The organism is Nocardia sp. NBC_00881 (assembly GCF_045207455.1).
GTDB lineage: Bacteria > Actinomycetota > Actinomycetes > Mycobacteriales > Mycobacteriaceae > Nocardia.
In genome coordinates, this window is the sequence record NZ_CP108798.1 from 839,364 (window position 1) to 860,661 (window position 21,298).

Below are 21,298 nucleotides of genomic sequence, written 5' to 3' on the forward strand. Positions count from 1 at the left end.
GTTGTCGGCGGTTCGTGATCCACCCGCGTCGCTCCCGGTGCAGAAGCCAACCGACGCAGGCGAACTCGATACGACGATTCGCCGCTCGAAATCGAATTCTGGACCGCGAAAAGCTGGGGGCAGTGTGGCGGCCAATGTATGCTGTGTGGTAACTGTATGCTGTCTAGTCGGCGATTGCGCTGGTGGTCAGCATGATTGGCTGGCGCAAAGAGATTGCCATAGCGCCGCACTACGCGGCGCTGTGCATCGGCCAGACACACTCACAACGTTTCCTTGGCTCGCTGGACGCAGACGCGAGAATCGTGAAAGAAGGTAAGGCAATGGTCAAAGCAGCACTCGGCTCGGCCCTGGCGGCCGCGGCGCTCCTCGTCGTAGGGGCCGGTCAAGCATCAGCCGTACCGGTTGTGAATCCCGGGCCGCTCGGGGCGCCTATCGACGGAATCCTCAGCGATACCGCCGGCGTGGCGGGCTACAACTGTTTGGTCCTCGGTCCCGGCTGGGGCTTCGGCATGAATACTCCGGGAGCAACCGGAGTAGTGAGCGGGACGTTCTTTGCCCCTGGACCGGTCTCCGCTTACTGCATGGGCCCCATGGGTTACGTTACCGGCGGGGGGTTCGCCTCATAACCCCTCGGCGACCAGCCGGTGTGCTCACGCCCGGGCGGCCGCGACCACAGTCGACAACTCTTCGCTGCTGGTGTGCTACTACCGGTGATCGCGTGTCGTAACGAGGCTCATAGCCTCCGCCGGCTGGCATCGAAACTTCGGTGGGCATGGCCCGATTCAATGGCGCTTCTGGCGCCTCTATTCATGGTGCCCAGCAGAAATGGCAGAGCCCCAAAGGAATGTCCTTACCGATAGTAATCTCGCGACCGATAGTAATCTCGCGGCCTACGCTGCCGTCATGGTCACAGTCGTTTTCGGAGCCAGAGGCAATGTCGGTCGTCGCGGCGGGCCTGATCGCAAGGGGCGAGCAGGCCCGTCTGACGAGCGGAGAACCCCACACGGCCGGCTTCCCCCGAGCGGCCACGTCGTCCCGGCCGATCTGGAACGCCCCGAAACGCTGCCCGCCGCACTCGAAGGCGCGGAGCGCGTGTTCCTCGACGCCAAGCCCGACGGGATCGACGGTTTCGTGGCGGCGGCCGAGAGCGCCGTGGTACGGCACGTGGTATTCCTGTCGTCCGGGGCCGTCTTGCAGGGAAACCCAAGCGCAACCCGATTGCCCGGATGCATGCCGTCGTCGAGTCCGCCATAGAGGCGTCCGGTCTGGAGTGGACATTCATTCGGCCCGGCATGTTCGCCACGAACGCACTGTTGTGGTGGCAGAAGTCCATCCGCGCCGAGGGCGTCGTCCGTGTGCCATATGCCGACGCGCGGACCGCACCCGTCCACGAGTGGACCTCGCAGCGGTCGCGGTGACCGCTCTGACCGAGCCGGGTCACCACGGCCACGCCTACGCCGTATGGGCCCCGAGTCACTGACCCTGCGGCACATCGGTGCGGCCATCGGCCGCGAGATCGCTTTCGAGGTGATCTCCGTCGAACAGGCACGTGCGGAATTGAGCGAGACCATGCCGTCGATCGACGTCGAGGCCGTCCTGGCCGGATGGAAGCCCGGAACAGCCGCACCACCGCAGGTGTCGACGATCATCGAGGAGGTCACCGGTCGCCCCGCGCACACGTTCGGGCAGTGGACGAAAGACCACGCGACCGACTTCCGCTGACCGGTCGCGGGTGTCGCGGTCCTCCTCGATTTACTGTGAACCCTGCAGCCACCGATTCGAGCTCTCGTGACCGGATGCGTCGGTGCTCAGGGCCATGAGCCGGTCGGATTCTATTGGCGGAGTCGCCGATCGGAAAGAGCCGCAATCTTGGTCGGTTCGGCGACCAATACCGCTGCGGCGTCGGTGTTTTCGATGACCAGCTGCGGTATCAGCGAGTTCGGGGAGCGATCACCTCGCGCCGCACAAGGTGGCTGGGTGCTTGCCGGGGCGAAGTCGATCGAGTGCGGTGCAGGCATCGTCTGCCCGGCCTTCGGGTGCGATGGTCGGTCATTCCGCTTCCGCGTCGCGCGAATCGAATACTTGCGCAACTGATTGACGAACCCGGTGTGGCGGGTTTCTAATGGTTGTCGGCGCAATTCATGCGTCGACGAGCAATCACACGAAGGGGGGTGAGCGGCAGATGCCGGCTGACAGTATCGACGCCTCCAGCCGGGCCGCCCTCGCGAATCGGGTTGTGCTGTCGCGTCGCTGATCCGCGCGCTGATTGGTTACCGGGAGTGGACGGCTGACAGATGTCTTGCGGTGCCGTCACTCACCAGATGTCCGAAGATATCGGAGGCCGCCACCGCGATCTTGTCGAGGACTTCGCCCTGCGGACGGCCCGCCTCGTCGGCTGAGACGAGAAGCAGCTCGACGCGAACCTTCGCACCGACGGCCATGTTCGCGAATATCTCGGAGGAGTGAAGTAATCATGGCTGAGCTCATCGACTTTTCACCCCGGCTCATCGACCCGCCGGCGATCAAAAATGTCGGATACACCGGTGTGATCGGGTATTTCAGCGAAACCCGCCCGGACGCGACGGTCGGTGCCGAGCCGCTGACGATGAATTGGACGACACCGGCTGGGATGCAGGCGCTTCGGGGCATCCGATCACCGACTACACCGATCTCCCCGGCGGTCTGGTACCGGGTTTCCTGGGCAGTGCGATCTATCGGCTCGACGGTCGGGATGCCTACTGGGTGCGCTGCGCGATCAGAGACCGCTGAAACCGCCCGGCGTACGAGAACGAGCCGCTGGCCTCCGAGTTGCGAAGCTCCTGGGACACCCGCGCATACCAGCGGTTCGACAAGGTCGCGTCTATTCGCGACCACGCCCGACACTGAGATGGACTCTGTCGACGGCCCCGATATGCGCCTGCGCGATCCGCAGGGCCGACGAGGGGAGAACTATGGACAAGCTGCTCTCTGACCTGGAAAGCGAGCCGGTACGCACCTGGGCCTTGTCGCAATACATCCTCGCTGCCGTCGCGGTTTTGCTCGGGCTTCGGGCTGTCGAGCTGGCCCGCGGCAAGGTGACGTCGGTCGGGAAGGGACAGTGATCATGCAACGTTTGGGAGTGGTGCACTATGACCCCTTCGAGGTGGTGTTATGCGTGGTGTTCGGGGTCTCTGCGGTGCTTCAGTTCTTCCACGGGGCACCGCCGGGGTCGACGGCCGCGTCACTGCCCCCCGGGTTCCGGATGGTATGGCTGGTGTTGATGACGGCGGGTTGCGTCTTCACACTCGGTGGGGTGCTCTCACGCTGGGTGTGGGGCTACCTCGTCGAGCAGATCGGCTTGATGGCGACGGGCTGGTCGCTGGTGGCATACGGCGCGCAGGTACTGCTGCTGCAGATCCAGCGTCATGCTCTGTCGCCCGCTACAGTGCTCGGCGGCCCGTTGGTCATCGGGCTCGGCGTCGCATTTCTCTGGAAGCGCCAGCAGGTATGGAATGACGTCAAGCACTTACGCGCGTCGATGCAAGAGGAGGCAGCATGGACAGCATCTCGCAGTCGCCGATCTTCGCGGCGTTCGTGCTGATCGCCAGCTCCTCGGTCGTTTCTTCCATCGCGACGACGTGGTTCAGCCGCAAGAATCTCGACGCCAGCATGACGAAGACAAAGGCGGACGCCGCAAAGACGCTGAGTGACACCGCAATCGCGCAGACACAGCTGATGGCCGAACAGCTCGGTGAACTGCGCCAAGCGCTACGCATGCACCGCGAATGGGATAAGAAAATGGTGATCATCGCCCGGCGGGCGGGGCTCGAAATCGACGATCCTCCCGAGCTGTGGTTGTAAGCCATCGAAGTGGGTCTTCAATGAATTCATTTCTTCCTTCCTCATCGCTGCCGCGCTGAGGCAGCCGAGTCGAGCTCTGCTGCCGGATGCGGTAGCAGGGTGTGAACTCGGGTGCTCACTACCACCGCCGGACTACCTCACATCGGCCGCGACACAAACCTCGGACGCCATAGCGATCGTCTATGATCAGAAGTAGTCAAGGTTTCTGCTTCATGAGGTGATCGAATGGTTACCTACCTTCACAACGCGGATGGAGTCGTCTTTCGGCCACGGTCGGCAGCGCCGAATGACGCGGATCCGGCATGGTGACCGAGGGCGCGTGTCATGTCGGCATCCGAACCCGCCACAACCCAGCGTGACCTGCAGGTCGATCTCGCGGCTGAACTGGCCGCGGAACTGGCCGCGGCCGGATTCTTCGACGCCGAGGAGATCGGACGGGGCGGATTCGGCGTCGTGTACCGCTGCACCGAGCGATCATTGGACCGCGCCGTTGCGATCAAGGTCCTCACATCAGAATTCGCTGGTGAAGACCGACAGCGCTTCGTCCGCGAGCAGCACGCGCTGGGACGTCTGTATGGGCATCCCAACGTCGTGCAGATCCTGCAGGCCGACATCACGGCTACCGGCCGACCCTATATCGTCATGCCCTTCCTCTCTCGGGGATCACTGGAAAGCCGGCTGCGCTCGAAGGGGCCGATCCCGTGGGGCGAAGTACTGTCGATCGGGGAACGCATCGCCGGAGCCCTGGCAGCCGCGCATGCCGCCCGGACCGTTCACCGCGATGTGAAGCCCGCCAACATCCTGGTTTCCGATTACGATGAACCGCAGCTGGCCGACTTCGGCATCGCCCGCATCAGTGGTGGCTTCGAGACCGCGGCCGGGCGAATCACCGGCACCCCGGCATTCACCGCACCCGAGGTTCTCGATGGTGAACCACCCAACCCGGCCTCGGACATCTACAGTCTCGGTGCGACGCTGTTCTGCCTGCTGACCGGGCATGCGGCCTTCGAGCGCCGGACCAACGAACGCGTCATCGCGCAATTCCTGCGTGTGATGACCGAACCGATCCCGGACCTGCGCGGAACTGGGATTCCCGCCGAGGCTGTCGCCGCGGTCGAGACAGCTATGGCACGCGACCCTCGGGCGCGCCCGGAATCCGCTGCCGCCTACCAACGCCAGTTGCGGGACGTGCTGGGCAGCTGGGCTCCGGCCACCGGCCCCGGCCCTCCGAGGCAGTCCGGGTATCCGGCACTGCCGGATGTTCCGTCACGCGCGAGCGCGGTGCGCCAGGCCGCACCTCCGCCGACGGCGCTGACGAAGTTCCGCCCGCCGACACCGCCGCGGGCACTCGTGGACCGGCCCCGGCTGCTGCAGATCCTGCGGAAGGGCAAGCAGCGCCGGTTGACGGTGGTTCATGCGCCGGCTGGTTTCGGAAAGAGCACGTTGGCCGCCCAGTGGGCGAAGACGATGGCAGCCGATCAGACCCAGGTCGCCTGGCTCACCATCGATGCCGATGACAACAACGCCGTCTGGTTTCTGGCGCACCTGGTCGAGGCGGTCCGCCGCGCACGACCTTCGCTCGGCGCCGAACTGGATCAGATTCTCGAGGAACGAGCCACCGATGCCACCCGCTACGTCGTCACCGCGCTGATCAACGAAATCCATTCCAGTGGAGAGACATTCGCGATAGTGATCGACGACTGGCATCGGGTGACCAACCGCGCAGCCATCGCGACGATGGAATTCCTGCTCGACAATGCCTGCCACCACCTGCGCATCGTCGTTGCCAGCCGAAGCCTCGCCGGGCTCCCGATCAGCCGGATGCGGGTATGTGACGAGCTTGTCGAAATCGACTCCAACGACCTGCGATTCAACCAAGCAGAAACCAATTCCTTCCTGGTCGACATCAATCTACTGGAGTTGGCCGCGAGCGACGTCGCCGGCCTGCAGGAATCGACCGAGGGCTGGGCGGCCGCACTGCAACTCGCGTCACTGTCGCTGCGCGGCAAGGACAATCCCGCCGAATGTATCGGGCAACTGTCCGGGCACAACTACGCCATCAGCGAATACGTCGAATCGAACATCCTGGACACGCTAGACCCCGCCCTACTCGACTTCCTGCTGGCGACCTCGGTGACCGAGACCGTCTGCGGCGACCTCGCCGATGCGCTCGCGGGGGTGGGTTACGGGCAGGAAATGCTGGAGGAAGCCGAGCATCTGGAGTTGTTTCTGCATCGACTCGATGATGAGTCCACATGGTTCCGCTATCATCGGCTCTTCGCAGATATATTGCGGCACCGGCTCACCCGGCACAACCCCGACCGGCTCCGACGGCTGCACCAGACCGCTTCGAAATGGTTCGCCGATCACAAGATGCTCAACGAGGCCGTCGATCACGCCTTGGCAGCCAACGAGGTTACCGGCGCGGTCGGGATTATCGAAGAACACGGGCGGGAACTACTGGAACAGGCCAAGATGGCGACCGTGCTCGGCCTCGTCGCGAAACTGCCGTCGGCGTACGCGACGACCAATCCACGGGTACAGCTCTTGGTGGCCTGGGCTACCGTCGCACTACAACGGCCGTTGGCGGCCCGCACCGCACTGGATCTGGTCGATGCGGTGCTGGATGCTGGTGTACCGGACGAGGCCGCCGCCGCCATGCGGGTGGAGGCATCCTTGATCCGCACTGGGGCAGGCAACTTCACCGATAACTACGGTCGCCTGCCGGAGGTGATCGAGCAGCTTTTGCATGTGGAGGGGGCGGAAGGACAGCTCGATCCCTTCTTCGCCATGGTCGCCGCAAGCACCGGGTCCACATGCGCGCTGAACCGCTTCGATTTCGACGAGGCTCGCCGTTGGCAACACTGGGTCGCACCGTATCGCCCGAAATGCAACGGGCCATTCGCCGTCGTCTACGGATACTGCATGGGCGCGATAGCGGCCTACGAACAGCTCGATATCGCGGCGGCCGAATCCGACCTGCGGACGGCACTCGCAATGGCACGGACGATCGGAAACCGTACCCACGGGGCTACGCTGGCATCCGCACTGCTCGGCGCGCTGCAATACCACCGCGGCGACCTCGTCGGCGCCGAGGAACTGCTCGACGACAGCGCCGCGCTCGGCCCCGAAGGCGCCCTCGTCGAATTCATGAACGCCACCTACGGAATCGGGGCCCGGGTGAAGGCGCTGCGCGGCGACCGGGACGCGGCGGAGGCGCGGCTGGCGGAGGGAGCCAAGATCGCGGCCAACCTCTCCCTGCCCCGGCTGGCCGCCCGCATCGTGAACGAACGCGTGCGCATCGGACTACCGATCGATCAGGATGACCATGACGAGCTCATCCAGCTGTCACTCGACCTCCATCAGCCGGACGGGCTACACAGACTCACAGCGGAACTCCAGCAGGACACGGCGATTCGGCTGTTGCTCGATCACCACTCGCACGTAGCAGCCGAGCAAGCGTGCACGCGCGCCGAACGCTTGGTGCGCGAAATCGCCACCTTCGACCGCCCCCGCGCGTTGACGTCAGCCGAACTCCTCTGGGCAGCAACCCTTTCCGCGTCCGGACGACCGGACGAGGCGATCGCCCTTGCCGTCCCGGCGCTCACGCGGTGTGCTGAGCACGGATTGACCCGATTCGCAGCCGACGAGGGCTGGCCGATGCATCGGATACTGGCTGCCCTCGATATGGACCCGACGTCGGCACCCGGACTACCGCGGTCCTTTCTCCGAGAAGCCCTGGCGGAGCCCTATTTCGACAGACACTGACGCTCCGGCACAATCCCGGCGACCGGACCGCTTCTCCGGCTCGTTCGGCGCTGACGACCTACAGATGGCCATTGATACTGGCCTCGTCATGCGGTCGTAAGGCCGTGTTGTGTTCGTGCTGGTCACGGCGTTGCTTCGTGGTGCAAGGACGGGCTACTCACGCTCTGGTAAGTCAGTGATCGTGCCCATGACCAGCGGCAATGTTTTATCTTGCAGCCTGCCGGGATTACCGGAGAGCTGGGCCGACACCAGCTACCTAGGCCGTTTCCGCAGCACCTCGGTCAACTGCTCGCCGATCGCCGGTGTCAACCTGCCCGTCAGCTCGAACCCGAGCTGGTTGGCAACGTCCCGGGCGTGCAGGTCGACCGAAGCCTCCACGAGGTCCGCGTATACCCCCACCGCACGGCGGATCCGACGGGGTGACATCAGCAATGCGCATACGCCCGGCACGAGCGCTGGCCACCAGTACACACCGACTGCCAGATAGGCCAAGCCCCATACCGAGGTGCGGGCGGCGGAGGCACACCGTTCCTGGACCATCGTCACCTCGGTCCGCGCAGCCTCGGGCAGCACAAGCCACAGCCGCGGCCACGTCGTGGTCAGGTCGAGTCCCGTGCCACGGCTGACGCGGTCGTCCACGGTCCGCAGCCGGTCGCCCGCCCACGTTGGGCATGCCGGTTCGATCTCGGAGATCGCGTCGCGCCGCAGCACGGCCCGACGCGCTTTGCTCTTGGCGCGAAGGTCCGATCGGTCGGCCAGCACTGCCTTGACCGCGGCGTCCGCCTTCGCCGCTGCCCGCCGCCAACGGTGGTGGCGCAGCACGACGAACGGCCTGCCGGCACCCGTGCCTGTCGCTCCCCATGCGGCGATCACGACGCCGCCGAGCGCGGTCACCACCAACCCCACCACGGCGGTCGCGGCGAGGAACGTCGCCGCGGCCGACACCAGCGCGGGCCCGGTCGACGCCGCTGTCAGTCTCGTCCGTAACAGGTTGAAATCGAGTGCGTGAGAAGGCCCGAGCATGACCGCCACAACGACGACGGCTACGAAAACCGCTGCGGGCAGCGCGAGCGCGGAAGCCCAGCGGGTAGCCAGGTTCTTGCCGAGCTCGGTGAGAAACGCGTTCACAGGTCGATCCTGGTTACGCGGCACGGCTGCCCGGTGAGCCGGCAGAACGGACGTTCGTCGGTCGCGGCACGCGTGCACGCACCCGTGGGGCACACCCACGCGGTGACCACGACGCCCCGCGCTCCCTTCCACGGCTCGAAGCCGCGGTGCGCCCGTGTCAGGTTGTCGATACCGTGCCGGGCGAAGGCGTTGTCGAGCAGGTCGAGGTCTGCTTCGGACACGTCGCCTCGCTCGGCCGCCGCGACGATTCTGGCCAGCACGTCCGCGACGCCGTAGCGAGAAGCGCGTTCGGTCAGCGCCTCTCCCGCCAGCTCGCACAGGACTTCGACCCGAGGACCGGTCGTTGGTGCCATACCGACTGCGAACCTCCTTCTCCGCGATCCAGATAACGCTACCGTGGACCGAAAGGGATTGGGGGGTGCGAGTGTACGACGACGTCCAGTTGGTGGTTGAGAACTTCGAGTACACCGGCGACGTCGGCGCACTGCTCGCCGCAAGTCTGCCGCCGCCGCAGCAGTGCCCTCGGCACCTGCTGCTCCACCTCGCCCAAGCGCACTGGCACCGGTTCCAAGCGCAGAGTGGGTTCACCGGCCTGGTCGACCGGGAGATCTCGGCCGCCATCGCGGGCAGGCCGGGTGATCCCGCGGTCTCGCGCGTCACCGCCATGCCGCAGTACCGGGCGCTGGACGAGGCACGCGACGAGTTCCAGGAATACCAGGACCGAGAGTCGCTGGCGCTGTTCGCGAACGCCTACACGGCGTTGATGAACGTGCTGGACGACGAGCGAATGAAGGCCGCGCTCACCGCCGACCATGCCAAGTTGCTGCTCATGCTCGACGAGCACGACGGTACGGATATCTACCGCGAGATCGTCCTCAACGGGCTGAACTGGACGATCGCCCGCACACCCCGCGACGATCCGCAACGCGCCCGCAGGCTGGTCGACCGCGCCCGAGCACAAGTGAACGCAGGCAGGCGGCCGGGGAAGATCCTCGCCGACTACCGGGCCGCTGCCCAGCTGGCGCTGCGGGAACGCCCGGTGTGGCGCGACGTCGTGCTGGAGCTCGCCCAGTACCAGTCCGATCTCTACGCGGGCGCTCGGACGCCCATCCACCTGATGGGTGCGCTGGTCGCATGCCGTGACCTCGCCGACGCGTTGGAGCGGGACTACGGCAACACGGCTACGGTGCCCGCGCTCCGGCAGCTCGAGCAAGAGGTAAGCGGCCGGATCGGTCCCGAAATTGCGCGGTTCCTGCTGACCTGCCATCGCGATCCCCGCGTTCTCCAGGCGCAGTACGACCTGGTCCGGAGCCTGCAGCAGCAGTCGGTCACGCTTGATGTGCTCATGCAGCGACGTGACCAGGCGTGGGTGCTCGCCATCGGGCTGCCGCTGGACCACGACGGCAGGCTGGACGCGCTGCTGGACCTCCACCACGCGCACAACGACCTCTGGGAGATCGGCGGCGACACCGACGCGATTGCGCTCGCCTACGACACGGTGACCGAAGCGCTGCTCACCACATCACCGGACGACGCAGGCCGGGCGGAACTGCTGGAGGCACTCGCCAACTCCGCGACGACCGCCGCCATGCGGACCGGCTCCCACGACGAGGCGAAGCAGGCGGTTGATGCCGCCCGCGCCGCGCTGGACCTGCCGCCCGCAGACCATGGCCAGCGCGCACTCCGGCTCTCCACACTCGCGTCCGCGCTGATCATGCAGTTCCAAGTCGGCGGCAACCCCGCCGCGGGCCAAGAGGCCGTCACCATCGCGGAGGAAGCCGTCGCGCTGACCCCACCCGGCGACTCGAATCTTCCGTTGCGCTGGTCGACGCTGTCCATGGCGGCCGAGAAGGCGGCCGAGGCCGGTGACCACGGCTTGTTCACCAAAGCCGTCGACGCAGGTGCGGCTGCCGTGGCCACCATCCCGGCGGACGACGTACGCCGGGTCGGCATGCTCTACAACTACGCCGGCGCCGTGCAGACCCAAGCGGTCACCACGAAGGTGACGGACGCGGAACCGTTCCGCGAGGCCGAACGTGCCTATCGGGCCGCACTCGCGCTAGTGGCTCCCGATCACCCCGACGTTCCGCGGATCGAGAGCACCATCGCCGACGTGCTGTACCACCGATACCGGCAGTGCGGCGACCTCGACGCGCTGGACGACTCGCTCGAGCTCGCGGAGAAAGCCGTCAATCAGACACCGCAGGCCCACCACTGGTGGCCGTTGCGGGCGATCGCACTCGCGCGCTCGGCCCGTGAGCTCGCCAGGTTCGGCGGGCCGCGTGCCGACCAGCTCCGCCAGCTCGCGATCACCCACTACCGGGCGGTCTCCGCACACCCGGCCACCAGCGCGCAGTACCAGATGTTTTGCGAACAGGCCCAGGCCGCGATGCTCGCCGAGGCGGACCCGGCGACATGGCTGGACGCGCAGGAACGCGTGATTGCCGCCATTCCCGCCACGGTCAGCCGGGCCCTGTCGCGGTACCGCAGGCTGGAGGCCGTGCGGCAGCTGGACGGCCTCGCCGACCGGGTGGCGGACGCGGGAGTGCGGTCTTGCCAGCTCGACCGGGCGCTGGAGCTAATCGAACGGTGCCGCGGCGTACTGTTCGGCGACGCGTGGGGTATCCGCCGAGGCTGGGCGCGACTGCGTGAGATACGGCCGCAGCTGGCCGAGGAGCTCAGTGAGGTCGAGCGCGAGCTCGCTGAGGCCGACGCGTACGCCGACGTGACGTTTCACATCGAGGTGGAGTTCGACGGCCGGACCTCCACCCGAGACTGGGACCCGCGACCACAGGCCGTCGAACAGATCCGGCGGCTCGCGGTGCGGCGGGACCGACTGCTCGCCGAGGCGCGGGCGGTGCCGGGGTTCGAGGATCTGCTGGCGCCGCCGAACCTCGAAGTCCTGCGCACGCGCACGGCCGGGCATACCGCGGTGGTCGTCAGCGCCGCGGGCACCGCGCTGGTGGTGCCCGCCGACTACTGGCAGCCCGTCGAGGCTGTGCCGCTACGGCAGATGACCGAGACCACCGCCCGCGCCCAGGTCAGGCGGCTGCGAGCGGCGCTCGCCGACGTGAAGGACCCGGCGTGCTCGTTCGAACGGCGCGAGCAGGCCCAGCTGGACGTGCACGCCGTACTGGAATGGCTGTGGGACACCACGGCCGGGCCGGTGCTGGACCACGTCACGACGACGCGGCTGTGGTGGTGCCCGATCGGAATCACGGCCCAGCTGCCACTGCACGCGGCGGGCAGGCACCGCGACGGCGCGGGGCAGACCGTGTTCGACCGGGTCGTCTCCTCGTACACGCCGTCGCTGACCGCGCTCGCCGACACGTTGACCACGCCTCGGCCGCACCACGCCCGCCACACCGCGCTCATCGTCGGTGTCGGCGAGCGTCGAGGCGTGCCCGTGCTGCCGAGCGCCCGCGCCGAGGCCGAGGCGGTGGCGGGGCTGCTGCCAGGCTCCACTGTGCTCATCGACTCCGCCGCCGATCCGGAGGCCATCAAGCAAGGCCTGCACGAGCACGCGATCGCCCACTTCGCCTGCCACGGCCAGGCGGTCAGCTCGGCAAAGCACCCCGACCAAGGCGGACTGATGCTCAGCGACGGGATGTTCGTGCCCTCATTCGTGCGCGACCTGCGCACCACGCAGGCACAACTCGCGTTCCTGTCCGCGTGCGACACCGCGGGCCCCGACCCGGTACTGCTGGATGAGCCGCTGAACCTGGCGTCGGCTTTCCACCTCGCGGGCTTCCGTGGCGTCATCGGCACGCTGTGGCACACCGCGGACAGCACCGAGACCGCCGAGGCGGTCTACGCGGCGCTCACTGCGCACGGCACCCGGCCTGCCGACACGGCCGAGGCGGCCACCGCGCTCACCGAAACGATGCGCCGCATGCGTAACGCCTATCCAGCCGTGCCGACCAGGTGGGCCGCCCACGTGCACGTCGGCGATTGAGCTACTCGTGGTGGTGGAACGCCTCGATCACCAGCAGCCCCGCTCTCGAAGGTCGGGGTCCGTATCGGACGGGAACTGTCGGAGTGGAAGCGACCGTTAGCGTCGGGTGTGTTCGATATCTCCGTCGCTGCGGTGTGGTGTCGTGGCCCAGGAAGGGAGCCAGGCTGTCTCAGTGAGCGGTGTCAGGCTTCCGAAGTGGGTGATGATTGCCCGGAGTCCTGGGTGTGGATTCGTTCTGGGGAGGATGAGCGAGAGCGGGTATGCGAGCGTCGGATTCACGATCGGGATGCGGCGTAGGTCGTAGTTCGTCGGCCAGATGTACCGGTCGCGCGCGCCTACGAGGGTGGCCACGTCTGCGGAGTCCGCGAGGATATCGAGGAGTACCTCGTTGCCGAAGTTCGGGCCCGCGGCGTCGACACGGAGGTCGAATTCGGTGGCGAGCTGATCGTAGAACTCTGCCCATTCGCTTCGCGGGGCGATACCCGGTACCCAGATCCGGTGCTTGCGCAGCTGAGGTGGTGTCAGTGTTCGTGCGGAAGCGAGCGGATGTCTCGGGCCGACGAGCAGTTCCAGCGGGGAGTCGAAGGCGTGGATCATTTGCACGTCCCGCGGCAGCGTGGCCAGGTCGGTGACCGTGCGGAATGAGGCGTCGATATCGCCTGCTTGGACGGCGGCGACCGCCACGCGCGGGTCGTTGACCCTGAGGGTCACCACATCGAGGTCGGTTTCGGGATGCGACCGCCAATAGTCGTGCAGGACGACGGCCTGCGCGGATCGCAGGCCGAGAACGTCGATCCGAAGGGCCCGCGATCCTGGCCTGACCGCGGTGATGGCGCGATCGACTCCCGTGATGATGTTTCGTGCGTGAGGAAGAAACGCCTGGCCGTCGAGTGTCAGCTCGACCCCTCGCGCGGTACGGGTGAACAACCGGATGTCGAGTACGCGCTCGAGGGTTGCGATCCGCTTCGACACGGCCTGTTGCGTCACGCCGAGCTCGTCGGCCGCGTGTTGCAGCTGTCCGAGCTCGGCCGCGCGGACGAACGATCGCACCGCCTCGGTATCCATTGATCTAGCTTACGTACCCAACTGATTGTTGTGGCTTGCCGGGGAGTCGGTTGTTTGATCCTGCGCCGGTGCGGCTGATGTGATTCAGAGACCCGAACATCGGTTGTCGCGAAGGAGTCGCATGCACGTGCAGTTGGGGCGCAGCTTCGGTTGGCTGTGGTCGGCCTACGCCGTCAGTACATACGGCACGTGGATTGCTTTCGGAGCGTTCCCGCTGATCGCGGTTCGAGTGCTGCACTCGCCGGCATTCGCCATTTCCCTTCTGGAGGCGGCTGGGCTTGCCGTCGCGGCGATTGTTGCGTTCCCGCTCGGGCCGTGGATCGAGCACCGAGCCAAGCGTCCGGTGATGATCGCGATGGACCTGATCCGGTTCGTCGCGATGGCAAGTGTTCCGATCGCGTACGTCCTCGGGTTGCTGTCCTACGGCCAACTGCTGGTCGTCTCGGTCATCTCCGGGACGGCGAGCATCGCCTTCACCGCCGCCTCCGGCGCATATCTGAAGTATCTCATCCGTAGCGAGCACCTCCTTGTCGCGAACGGAAAATTCGAGGGCACGAGCTGGGTGGCGACCGCGGCAGGCCCGCCGCTCGGTGGCGCGCTCATCGGGTTGCTCGGTCCGGTCATCACTGTCATGGCCGACGCCCTCAGCTACCTGCTGTCCGCGCTCGGGGTCCTCCGCATCCGTGGAGGCGACGTCGCAGCACTCCGTGACCCGGCCGCCAGGTTACGCGGAGCCGACCTCCTCGGCGGCTGGCGGTTCATCCTCCGCGACCGCGCTCTGCGTCGCCTTTTCCTCAACTCAATCCTGGTCAGCGGCCTGATCATGGCCACTGTTCCGCTCCTGTCCGTCCTCCTGCTTGGCCAGTATCACTTCCCGGCCTGGCAATACGGTCTTGCCTTCGGCATCCCGGCGCTCGGCGGCTTCGTGGGCGCCCGCCTCTCCGCACGCCTCGTGACCCGCTACGGCCGGCACCGGGTCATGATCATCTCCGGCTGGCTGCGATCGCTCTTCCCACTCGGTCTCGCGTTCATCCATCCCGGCATTCCCGGACTCCTCACCGTGATCATCGTCGAGGGCCTGCTGATCACCTGCATGGGCATCTTCAATCCGATCTACGCAACAGAACGCCTGCAACGAGTTCCCGCGGATCATGCCGCCCGAGTCCTCACTACATGGAGTGTCAGCAGCAAACTCCTACAATCTGCCCTGATGGTGATCTGGGGCATCCTCGCCACACTCACCAGCCCGCTCGCCGCGATCACCATGTCTGGCATTCTCCTGCTCGCCACCCCGCTCCTGCTGCCCAAACGGACCCACTTGTCCGACCCTGAGCCCGCCGCGTCGGCCGAAGATGTCCGGGCTGCATGAAGAAAAGCGACAGCGGCCCGACAGCGAGACGGGTGTGGGCCGCTGCGTTGCGTGAATCCCGCTCAGCTGCTACCGAACAGCCCACCCGGTATGAGATTGCGGAACATTCGCCACAGCGGATCATTACCACGCCCGCGGTCATTGTCCCATCCCCGATCATCACCGCGTCCGCGGTCACGGTCGATGTCCTGGAAGCTGGGACGGTCCGCCCAACGCTCGTGGCTGATTTCGGTGCCGACGGCTGCGGGTGTCGCCGGATCGGCTGAGGCCGGAATCGTGGATGCTGTCAGAGGAACAGCAGCGATTGTGCCTGCGATGGCCACGCGGGCAAATATCCGACGCGGAGCAGTGGATGTGGTTGCCGAGAACAACAAGGAAATCCTTTCCATCTTCCGGTGAACGATGTGTCCACCTCCCTCCTCGAGGGGCTGTTCCAAACTGTCCGAAGACGACCGGAACAGGTTGGAGATCGACAGTGCCGACTGTCCAGGTGCCGTGGTTCGGTCTCTCACGACATGTCGACCACATGTGTCTACCCACCTACACTTTGCCGCACTCGAACCGAAAGGTCACGGGTGGAGATGATTTGGGAAATCGACTCCGCCGAGGCTGCCGCTTGCGCGGTGTCATCTCCTACGCGTCGGTGCTATGGGCGATGAAAACATGGTCGACATCGAACGATTCGCCGCCCAGACCTTGGCCCTCCCGACCGACCCGAACCATCGCCAGGTGTTGCACCGCCGCGCAATATGGCAAGAGGCGAAATATTTGCGTTCGCGTTGGGAAGCCACCGCGACCGTGTCGATGGTCGATGGTCGATGACCAGATCGTCTCACTGCGGCGGTTGTTGGCGACGACGTCTGCCGATGAGTAAGGAGCGGTTGGTCGAGCGAATCCGTTCGACGCTGGCCGAGGCCGCAGCCGAACGTGAATCCCCGACTCGCAGCGTTCGCGTGGCCGTCGAGGCGGCCGCCAGCGCTGATGAGCTGCTTGCTCTTATCGACCGACAGATTGAGATGCTCGATTCCAAGGGGGTGGGCGATGCGCAGAGCGGCCGCCTCCGACCGGCGTGGAATCGGCCACCCAAACCTCTTGGGATCAAGCATCCGTGGAAAGTGTCGACAGCACGGGTGTCCCGGAAGAGTCACTCGCCCCGTGCTGTCGGCCTCGACACCTCGGTATTCAGCGGGTCTGCTAGTCGGCGATTTTCACGTATGTCAGGTAGGAACGGTCTCCTTGGAAGTACGAGGTCTGTAGCGTGGCATCGTCGATGCCGTCGCCTGGGCCGCCGCCGTGCAGGATCGCTTGCACGCGGACAGTTTTCGACCCTTGCGCCGCGGTCACGGTGACGAGCCCGGACAGCGAGGTCGGACCGTGGGAACAATGCTGGAAGCGGGTCTCTGGCGCTGCCCGGAACTGGTGTTGGGCTGATATGCGGGGTGCGAATTCGACGGCGCCGGACTGCACATGGATGAGGCGCACCTCGGTCCACAGGTTCGTGCCGCCCCCGTAGTCGATGATCGCGCAGATATTCGTGTCGATATCGCCGATCACCAGGTACACGCCAGGATCGGGAAGCGTGACCTGCAATGCCGTGTTCGCCCAGTCATTGCTGACACGGGTCGGCCGCAGGTCGACATCAGCGACTCGACCGGCCTCGCCACGCAGAGGCGTCAGGTATGCCTGGATCCTGTAGTTCTGCGGGCAGTCATCGGCAGGCGGGCGTTGCACGACGACGTCGATGGACTGCTGGTCGTTGGCGATCCGGGCCGGTGCCGGGCCGGAGCTTCCGATGACACGGGTCTGCGGGACGAGCAGGCCCGACGGAGTACAGGTCAGCGCGTTGCAGCCGGTCGGGTCGATGTCCACGCTGCTGCAGCAGGAGCCGGGGGGTTGTGGGTGTGGGGTGCAGGGGTCGCAGCAGGAGGAGGCACGTTCGACGCAGATGGTTACGGTGTCGGTGTTGTTGGCGGAGGTGAGGTCTGTTTCGTTCCCGTCCACGGTGGCGGTGTTGGTGATCGGGCCGGCCGCGGTGGCCTTGGCTTGCAGGGTGAGGGTGGCGGTGGCGCCGTCGGCGAGGTCGCCGATGGTCCACAGGCCAGTGGCCGGGTCGTAGCTGCCTTGGGAGGCGGCGGCCGACAGGAAGATGAGATGGTCGGGGAGTTGGTCGATGACGGTGACGCCGGTGGCCTGGTTGGGTCCGGTGTTGCGAACGGTGATGCGGTAGGTGACGGTTTCGCCGACGGTGACAGTGGTGGCGTCGGCCGATTTCGCCACACTCAGGTCGGCGGCCGGCAGGACCGGGGTGATGGCCTCGTTGGAGGTGGCGGTCAGTGGCTCCGGGGTGGGACCGAGGCGGTTTTCGTAGGTGGCGGTGGCGGTGTTGGCGACCTGTCCGCCGGCGCTGCTCTGGTCGATGGTGACCCGGTATTCCACCGTGGTCCCTGCGGGCAGGGTCTCGGTGTTGGGCAGGCTGCCAGGCTGCCCGCTGGAGGCGCCGTTGCCGAGGTAGAAGACGACCCGGTTGCCCTGGGCGTCGAAATATGCCTGGTCATCCCCGTTCTGGTCGGTCTTCGCTCCGGTGTTGGGACCGTCGACGATGCGCATGGACCCCGGCAGGTACGTCGTCCCGGCAGGGATGGCGTCGGTCAGCGTGAGTGCCTCGGCAGCGCCACCACCTTCGTTTCGAGCGGTGATGCGGTAGGTGATGACCTCACCCACCTCCAGCGGCCCCTCGGGGATGGCTGTCTTGGCGAGTTCCACCAGGGGCGCGGTCCCGAAGAACACCCCGTCCAGGAAGTTTCCGACCGCTTGGTTTCCGCCGGCGGCGGACACGGAACGGAAGGCGAAGCGGGTGCTCGTCTGGCCTGCCGGGACGGTGTAGGTGCCGAAGTAGGAGCCCCAGGCGGTGTTGCCGTCGGTGAACCGCCGCTGCTCGACCACCGCGCTCGGCGCGCCGATGTCCAGCGCCATCGTGTCCTGGCCGTTACGGCCGCGGTGGTACACCCGCCAGTACAGTGTGGTGCCGGGGGTAGTCGGCAGGTCTTGGTAGAGCGTGGAGACCTGGTTGGCATTGAGCTCGGCGAACTGGGCGCCGTCCGCCGCGGGCACGCCGTTGAAGCCCGAGTGCCACAGCTCGATCTGGTGATCGGTTGCGGTGGTCCGCCAGCCAGGAACGCGCTTGGGTGCCTGCGTTTGCGAGGCGTCGGGCAACAATTCGTAATTGGTGACGACGGGCGCCTCGAAGCTACCGTTGACCAGCGCTACACGGAGCGGGACGGGTGTGGTCATTGATTTCCCCCATATCGCTCAGCGGTTCCGCAGTCGAGAAGGCATTGGTGGCCTCCGACGGTGCCGCGCGGTGTGGACTTTCGGCGCAGCAGCATCGAATTCGCTTGGGACACTGCACTATCCAGTAACGCCTCCGCAGCACCACTTTGACAATGAATCCCGATGTCCGTTTTCGTCCGTTTTCAGATGAACCCCGATCCCGGACCGGCTGTCGAGCCGAACGGAACCCGGACAACGTCGAGCCCCTCCAGCACGCCGCAGAGGCTCGGCAAAGCGTGATCCCCGAAATTGCATACCCCGAAATCCGTTCGGTGATCCTGCCGGTTCCGCTCTGGCGCCACCTGACAACGCGAAAACGCTGCCACGCAACGCTGCGAGTCACGAGCTGGTCAGAGGCGGTGTCCGCGAATCGTTCTTGTCCCCTAAGGATCACCGCATCGCCGAGTGAATAACCCTGTCGGCGTGTATGTTTGGGCGCGGGGGTCCGGGATGTTGCTGCTCGTCAGGTCGAAGCGTGGCGCCGGTGCTGGGCTGTTGAGTGGTTCAGCGCGATCGCCCGGTCGCTCGGGCTGCCGTCGCGGCATTGAAGGTCGTTCTATGCGCCGGGTGTCTGGACGAGGGAGCGTCCTCCTGATGCGCTTGTCGGGCTCGGTGTCCCATCGCAGTAGGAGGACGTTCGTGGGTAACGGTAGGGGCTTGTCGCGGGGTGATCGCAACCGAAACGCGCGTTTTGCGCGGCTTCGGGCGCTGGTCCCGGCCGATAAGGCCATTGTCGCGACGATCCTGCGCCACCTCCACGCCGTCATCATCACCAGAAACCGCTGGGACCCACACACCGCCACCCGCGGCACACGACGAACCAGCACCCCAATCACGGTGATTGCCTGAATATTTCGGCGAACTATCGAGTGGCCGATCGGGGCGAGCACCACGCGGCATAGAGACACGCCGTGATCTCGACGCACATCACGGGCAGCCCCGACCGTCGTCACCTCAACCCGATTACACGCTGCCGGGACCAACCCCATCACCGCTATGCTGGGACGACGACGGACGAGGCACGGCATCGCAGACATGTTCGGGAACCACGACGAACGCGGTAGGCGACGCCGCGGGGTCGGCGGTAGCCACGGGGATGGCTCCTCGGTTCGGGGATTCGGGCGATTCTTTCGGAACGTAAGGCGCACCTCACGGGGCGCCCGGTTCCATCTCGGACCCGACTCGCGCCGAATGCACCGTCCGTCGCGAGTTTTCATTCGAGTGGGACCGAACTACTCATCACTGTGTCCTACAAGTAGGACGTCTCTCCTCGACGGCCGCGAATCTCGGGAGAGGCGAAGCCATCTCAGGAGCGGGACGGTCAGGTTCGTGCGCGGCGGCGCACCCATTGCGTGACCGAGTAGGCCACCAAGAGCAAGCCGAGGCTGACGAGGCTCAGCCACAGCTGCGGCCTGGTGGCCTCGATCAGGCTCATCGAGAAGATGATGACGACGATTCCGAGAACGGTGACGATGCCGAGCCACGGATGCAGCCACATCTTCAGGCCGAGCACGGATTTCTCCTCGTCGGTCATGCGGGAGCGCAGGCTCAGCTGGGAAAGGGCGATGATGACATAGACGAACAGGGCCACCGCCCCGGCGGAGTTCATGATGAACGAGAACACCCGATCTGGTGAGACGTAGTTCATGACGACCGCCGCATAGCCCACGATCGTGCTGAGCAGGATCGCCTTCCAGGGAACCCCGCGGGGGTTGCAATCCTTGGTCCAGCTCGGTGCCCATCCGCGGTTGGCGAGGGCGAACAACATCCGAGAGGCGGTGTAGAGGCCGGAGTTGAGGACGGACAGTGCTGCGGTGAGCACGACGACATTCATGATCTGCTCGGCCGCGGGAAGGCCGAACTTGTCGAAGGCCGCCGCGAACGGGCTGGAGTCGCCGGGGATCTCCGTCCATGGGGTGATCATCAGCAACAGGGCCACGGATCCGATATAGAAGAGCAGAATCCGCCACAGCACGGTGTTGGTGGCCTTGGCCACTGCTTTGGCCGGGTGCTCCGATTCGGCGGCCGCCATTGTGACGATCTCTGCACCGAAGTAGGAGAAGATCACCACCACGACGCCCTGCAGGATCGAGAACCCACCGTTGACGATGAAGCCGTGTTGACCGATGTTGGCGACCGAGAGCTGCGAGCCCGGCCAGAGCCCGAGGACGACAAGCGCACCGACGGAGAGGAATACGATGATGGTGGCGATCTTGATCGAGGCGAGCCAGAACTCGGTCTCGCCGAACGAGCGCGCCGACAGCAAGTTGGTGGCCGTCAGGATGAACATGAGCACCAGCGCGAACACCCAGTCCGGTACGTGGAACCATCCGCCGAGGAGTTTGCCGCCGACGACGGCTTCGAAGGCGACCACGCCGACCCAGAAATACCAGTACAACCACCCGACGACGAAGCCGGCACGTTCACCGAGGGCCTCTCGCGCATACTCCATGAACGAACCGAGAGTGGGCTTGGCGGTGGCCATTTCACCGAGCATTCGCATGACGAAGATGACGAGCACCCCGCCGAGGGCATAGGACAACACGGCCGCCGGTCCGGCGGTCTGAATGACCGATCCGCTGCCGACGAACAGGCTGGCACCGATGATTCCGCCGAGGGCGATCATCGTCAGGTGCCGTTGCCGTAACCCGCCCTTGTGGAGGATCCGGACTGGCCGCCCCGATGCCCCACCCGGAGGGTTTCCCTCTCCCTCGTGGGTGGAAGTCACCGGCGGCGCCCCATCCCTTGCTGGGGGATTCACGTCTGATTTGCGGCTGAGTGCCATCGAGCCTCCGTAGCTCAGTTGAATTCAGGCAAGATAGCAGTGAAGTGGGATTCGTCAC

Annotated in this window: 17 protein-coding genes; 11 read left to right on the plus strand and 6 right to left on the minus strand. The window is 65.8% G+C overall.

The genetic code is table 11. From position 1 onward, the window contains the following. Window positions 1-320 precede the first annotated feature (320 nt). The 4 genes from OH799_RS03320 to OH799_RS03335 all read left to right on the plus strand — a co-directional run bounded on the left by OH799_RS03320 (window position 321) and on the right by OH799_RS03335 (window position 1,722). The gene (locus OH799_RS03320) at window positions 321-626 is read left to right on the plus strand and encodes a hypothetical protein (protein ID WP_406275532.1); all 306 of its coding nucleotides are present in this window, start codon (window positions 321-323) and stop codon (window positions 624-626) included. A 277-nt stretch (window positions 627-903) separates the two neighbouring features. After that, the gene (locus OH799_RS03325) at window positions 904-1,254 is read left to right on the plus strand and encodes a hypothetical protein (RefSeq protein WP_406275534.1); all 351 of its coding nucleotides are present in this window, start codon (window positions 904-906) and stop codon (window positions 1,252-1,254) included. After that, complete coding sequence (locus OH799_RS03330) at window positions 1,227-1,418, plus strand: hypothetical protein (protein ID WP_406275537.1); 192 nt, start codon at window positions 1,227-1,229, stop codon at window positions 1,416-1,418. Before OH799_RS03325 ends, OH799_RS03330 begins: the two co-directional genes overlap by 28 nt. 43 nt (window positions 1,419-1,461) lie before the next feature. After that, window positions 1,462-1,722 (plus strand): hypothetical protein, encoded by a 261-nt coding sequence (locus tag OH799_RS03335; protein WP_406275540.1) that lies wholly within the window; start codon window positions 1,462-1,464, stop codon window positions 1,720-1,722. A gap of 548 nt (window positions 1,723-2,270) precedes the next feature. On the opposite strand, the gene OH799_RS03340 is transcribed toward OH799_RS03335, so the two are convergent. Continuing rightward, entirely contained in the window at window positions 2,271-2,441 is a 171-nt protein-coding gene (locus tag OH799_RS03340; RefSeq protein ID WP_406275543.1) for a hypothetical protein, read from the minus strand. 169 nt (window positions 2,442-2,610) lie between these two features. Between OH799_RS03340 and OH799_RS03345 the strand changes: the two genes are divergently transcribed. From OH799_RS03345 to OH799_RS03365, 5 genes are all read left to right on the plus strand, one after another. Then, on the plus strand, window positions 2,611-2,769 hold the full coding sequence (locus tag OH799_RS03345) for a hypothetical protein (protein WP_406275546.1): 159 nt from the start codon (window positions 2,611-2,613) through the stop codon (window positions 2,767-2,769). 182 nt (window positions 2,770-2,951) lie between these two features. Continuing rightward, window positions 2,952-3,101: a hypothetical protein gene (locus OH799_RS03350; RefSeq protein ID WP_406275548.1), complete on the plus strand. Its 150-nt coding sequence runs from the start codon at window positions 2,952-2,954 to the stop codon at window positions 3,099-3,101. Between the two features lie 2 nt (window positions 3,102-3,103). Next, window positions 3,104-3,580, plus strand: a complete 477-nt coding sequence (locus tag OH799_RS03355) for a hypothetical protein (protein WP_406275551.1) — start codon at window positions 3,104-3,106, stop codon at window positions 3,578-3,580. Next, window positions 3,535-3,840 (plus strand): hypothetical protein, encoded by a 306-nt coding sequence (locus OH799_RS03360; protein ID WP_357270947.1) that lies wholly within the window; start codon window positions 3,535-3,537, stop codon window positions 3,838-3,840. The genes OH799_RS03355 and OH799_RS03360 overlap by 46 nt, the downstream gene beginning before the upstream one ends. Before the next feature lie 324 nt (window positions 3,841-4,164). Beyond that, window positions 4,165-7,608: a protein kinase domain-containing protein gene (locus OH799_RS03365; protein WP_406275555.1), complete on the plus strand. Its 3,444-nt coding sequence runs from the start codon at window positions 4,165-4,167 to the stop codon at window positions 7,606-7,608. A gap of 252 nt (window positions 7,609-7,860) precedes the next feature. Here the strand turns inward: OH799_RS03365 and OH799_RS03370 are convergent, their stop codons facing one another. Next, a complete protein-coding gene (locus OH799_RS03370; RefSeq protein WP_406275558.1) occupies window positions 7,861-8,736 on the minus strand; it encodes a hypothetical protein in 876 nt (291 codons plus the stop codon). After that, window positions 8,733-9,089, minus strand: coding sequence for a hypothetical protein (locus OH799_RS03375; RefSeq protein ID WP_406275561.1), 357 nt, complete (start codon window positions 9,087-9,089; stop codon window positions 8,733-8,735). Before OH799_RS03375 ends, OH799_RS03370 begins: the two co-directional genes overlap by 4 nt. 65 nt (window positions 9,090-9,154) lie before the next feature. On the opposite strand from OH799_RS03375, the gene OH799_RS03380 reads away from it, so the two are divergent. Further along, window positions 9,155-12,691 carry a CHAT domain-containing protein gene (locus tag OH799_RS03380; RefSeq protein ID WP_406275563.1) on the plus strand — a complete coding sequence of 1,179 codons (3,537 nt, stop codon included), beginning with the start codon at window positions 9,155-9,157 and terminating at the stop codon, window positions 12,689-12,691. Window positions 12,692-12,787: 96 nt separating this feature from the next. Here the strand turns inward: OH799_RS03380 and OH799_RS03385 are convergent, their stop codons facing one another. Next, window positions 12,788-13,756 carry a LysR family transcriptional regulator gene (locus OH799_RS03385; RefSeq protein ID WP_406275566.1) on the minus strand — a complete coding sequence of 323 codons (969 nt, stop codon included), beginning with the start codon at window positions 13,754-13,756 and terminating at the stop codon, window positions 12,788-12,790. Between the two features lie 121 nt (window positions 13,757-13,877). Here OH799_RS03385 and OH799_RS03390 point away from each other — a divergent pair, with 121 nt between their 5' ends. After that, a complete protein-coding gene (locus OH799_RS03390; protein WP_406275569.1) occupies window positions 13,878-15,125 on the plus strand; it encodes an MFS transporter in 1,248 nt (415 codons plus the stop codon). 1,194 nt (window positions 15,126-16,319) lie between these two features. Here OH799_RS03390 and OH799_RS03395 read toward each other — a convergent pair. Next, the gene (locus OH799_RS03395; protein ID WP_406275572.1) at window positions 16,320-18,416 is read right to left on the minus strand and encodes a CARDB domain-containing protein; all 2,097 of its coding nucleotides are present in this window, start codon (window positions 18,414-18,416) and stop codon (window positions 16,320-16,322) included. Window positions 18,417-19,776: 1,360 nt separating this feature from the next. Further along, window positions 19,777-21,081, minus strand: a complete 1,305-nt coding sequence (locus tag OH799_RS03400) for an amino acid permease (RefSeq protein ID WP_406281760.1) — start codon at window positions 21,079-21,081, stop codon at window positions 19,777-19,779. Between the last annotated feature and the right edge of the window lie 217 nt (window positions 21,082-21,298).

Coding starts and splice junctions, on each gene's coding strand:
- OH799_RS03320 (WP_406275532.1), top strand. CDS start 321: ATGGTCAAAGCAGCACTCGGCTCGGCCCTGGCGGCCGCGGCGCTCCTC.
- OH799_RS03325 (WP_406275534.1), top strand. CDS start 904: ATGGTCACAGTCGTTTTCGGAGCCAGAGGCAATGTCGGTCGTCGCGGC.
- OH799_RS03330 (WP_406275537.1), top strand. CDS start 1,227: ATGCATGCCGTCGTCGAGTCCGCCATAGAGGCGTCCGGTCTGGAGTGG.
- OH799_RS03335 (WP_406275540.1), top strand. CDS start 1,462: ATGGGCCCCGAGTCACTGACCCTGCGGCACATCGGTGCGGCCATCGGC.
- OH799_RS03340 (WP_406275543.1), bottom strand. CDS start 2,441: ATGGCCGTCGGTGCGAAGGTTCGCGTCGAGCTGCTTCTCGTCTCAGCC.
- OH799_RS03350 (WP_406275548.1), top strand. CDS start 2,952: ATGGACAAGCTGCTCTCTGACCTGGAAAGCGAGCCGGTACGCACCTGG.
- OH799_RS03355 (WP_406275551.1), top strand. CDS start 3,104: ATGCAACGTTTGGGAGTGGTGCACTATGACCCCTTCGAGGTGGTGTTA.
- OH799_RS03360 (WP_357270947.1), top strand. CDS start 3,535: ATGGACAGCATCTCGCAGTCGCCGATCTTCGCGGCGTTCGTGCTGATC.
- OH799_RS03365 (WP_406275555.1), top strand. CDS start 4,165: ATGTCGGCATCCGAACCCGCCACAACCCAGCGTGACCTGCAGGTCGAT.
- OH799_RS03375 (WP_406275561.1), bottom strand. CDS start 9,089: ATGGCACCAACGACCGGTCCTCGGGTCGAAGTCCTGTGCGAGCTGGCG.
- OH799_RS03385 (WP_406275566.1), bottom strand. CDS start 13,756: ATGGATACCGAGGCGGTGCGATCGTTCGTCCGCGCGGCCGAGCTCGGA.
- OH799_RS03390 (WP_406275569.1), top strand. CDS start 13,878: ATGCACGTGCAGTTGGGGCGCAGCTTCGGTTGGCTGTGGTCGGCCTAC.
- OH799_RS03395 (WP_406275572.1), bottom strand. CDS start 18,416: ATGACCACACCCGTCCCGCTCCGTGTAGCGCTGGTCAACGGTAGCTTC.
- OH799_RS03400 (WP_406281760.1), bottom strand. CDS start 21,081: ATGATCGCCCTCGGCGGAATCATCGGTGCCAGCCTGTTCGTCGGCAGC.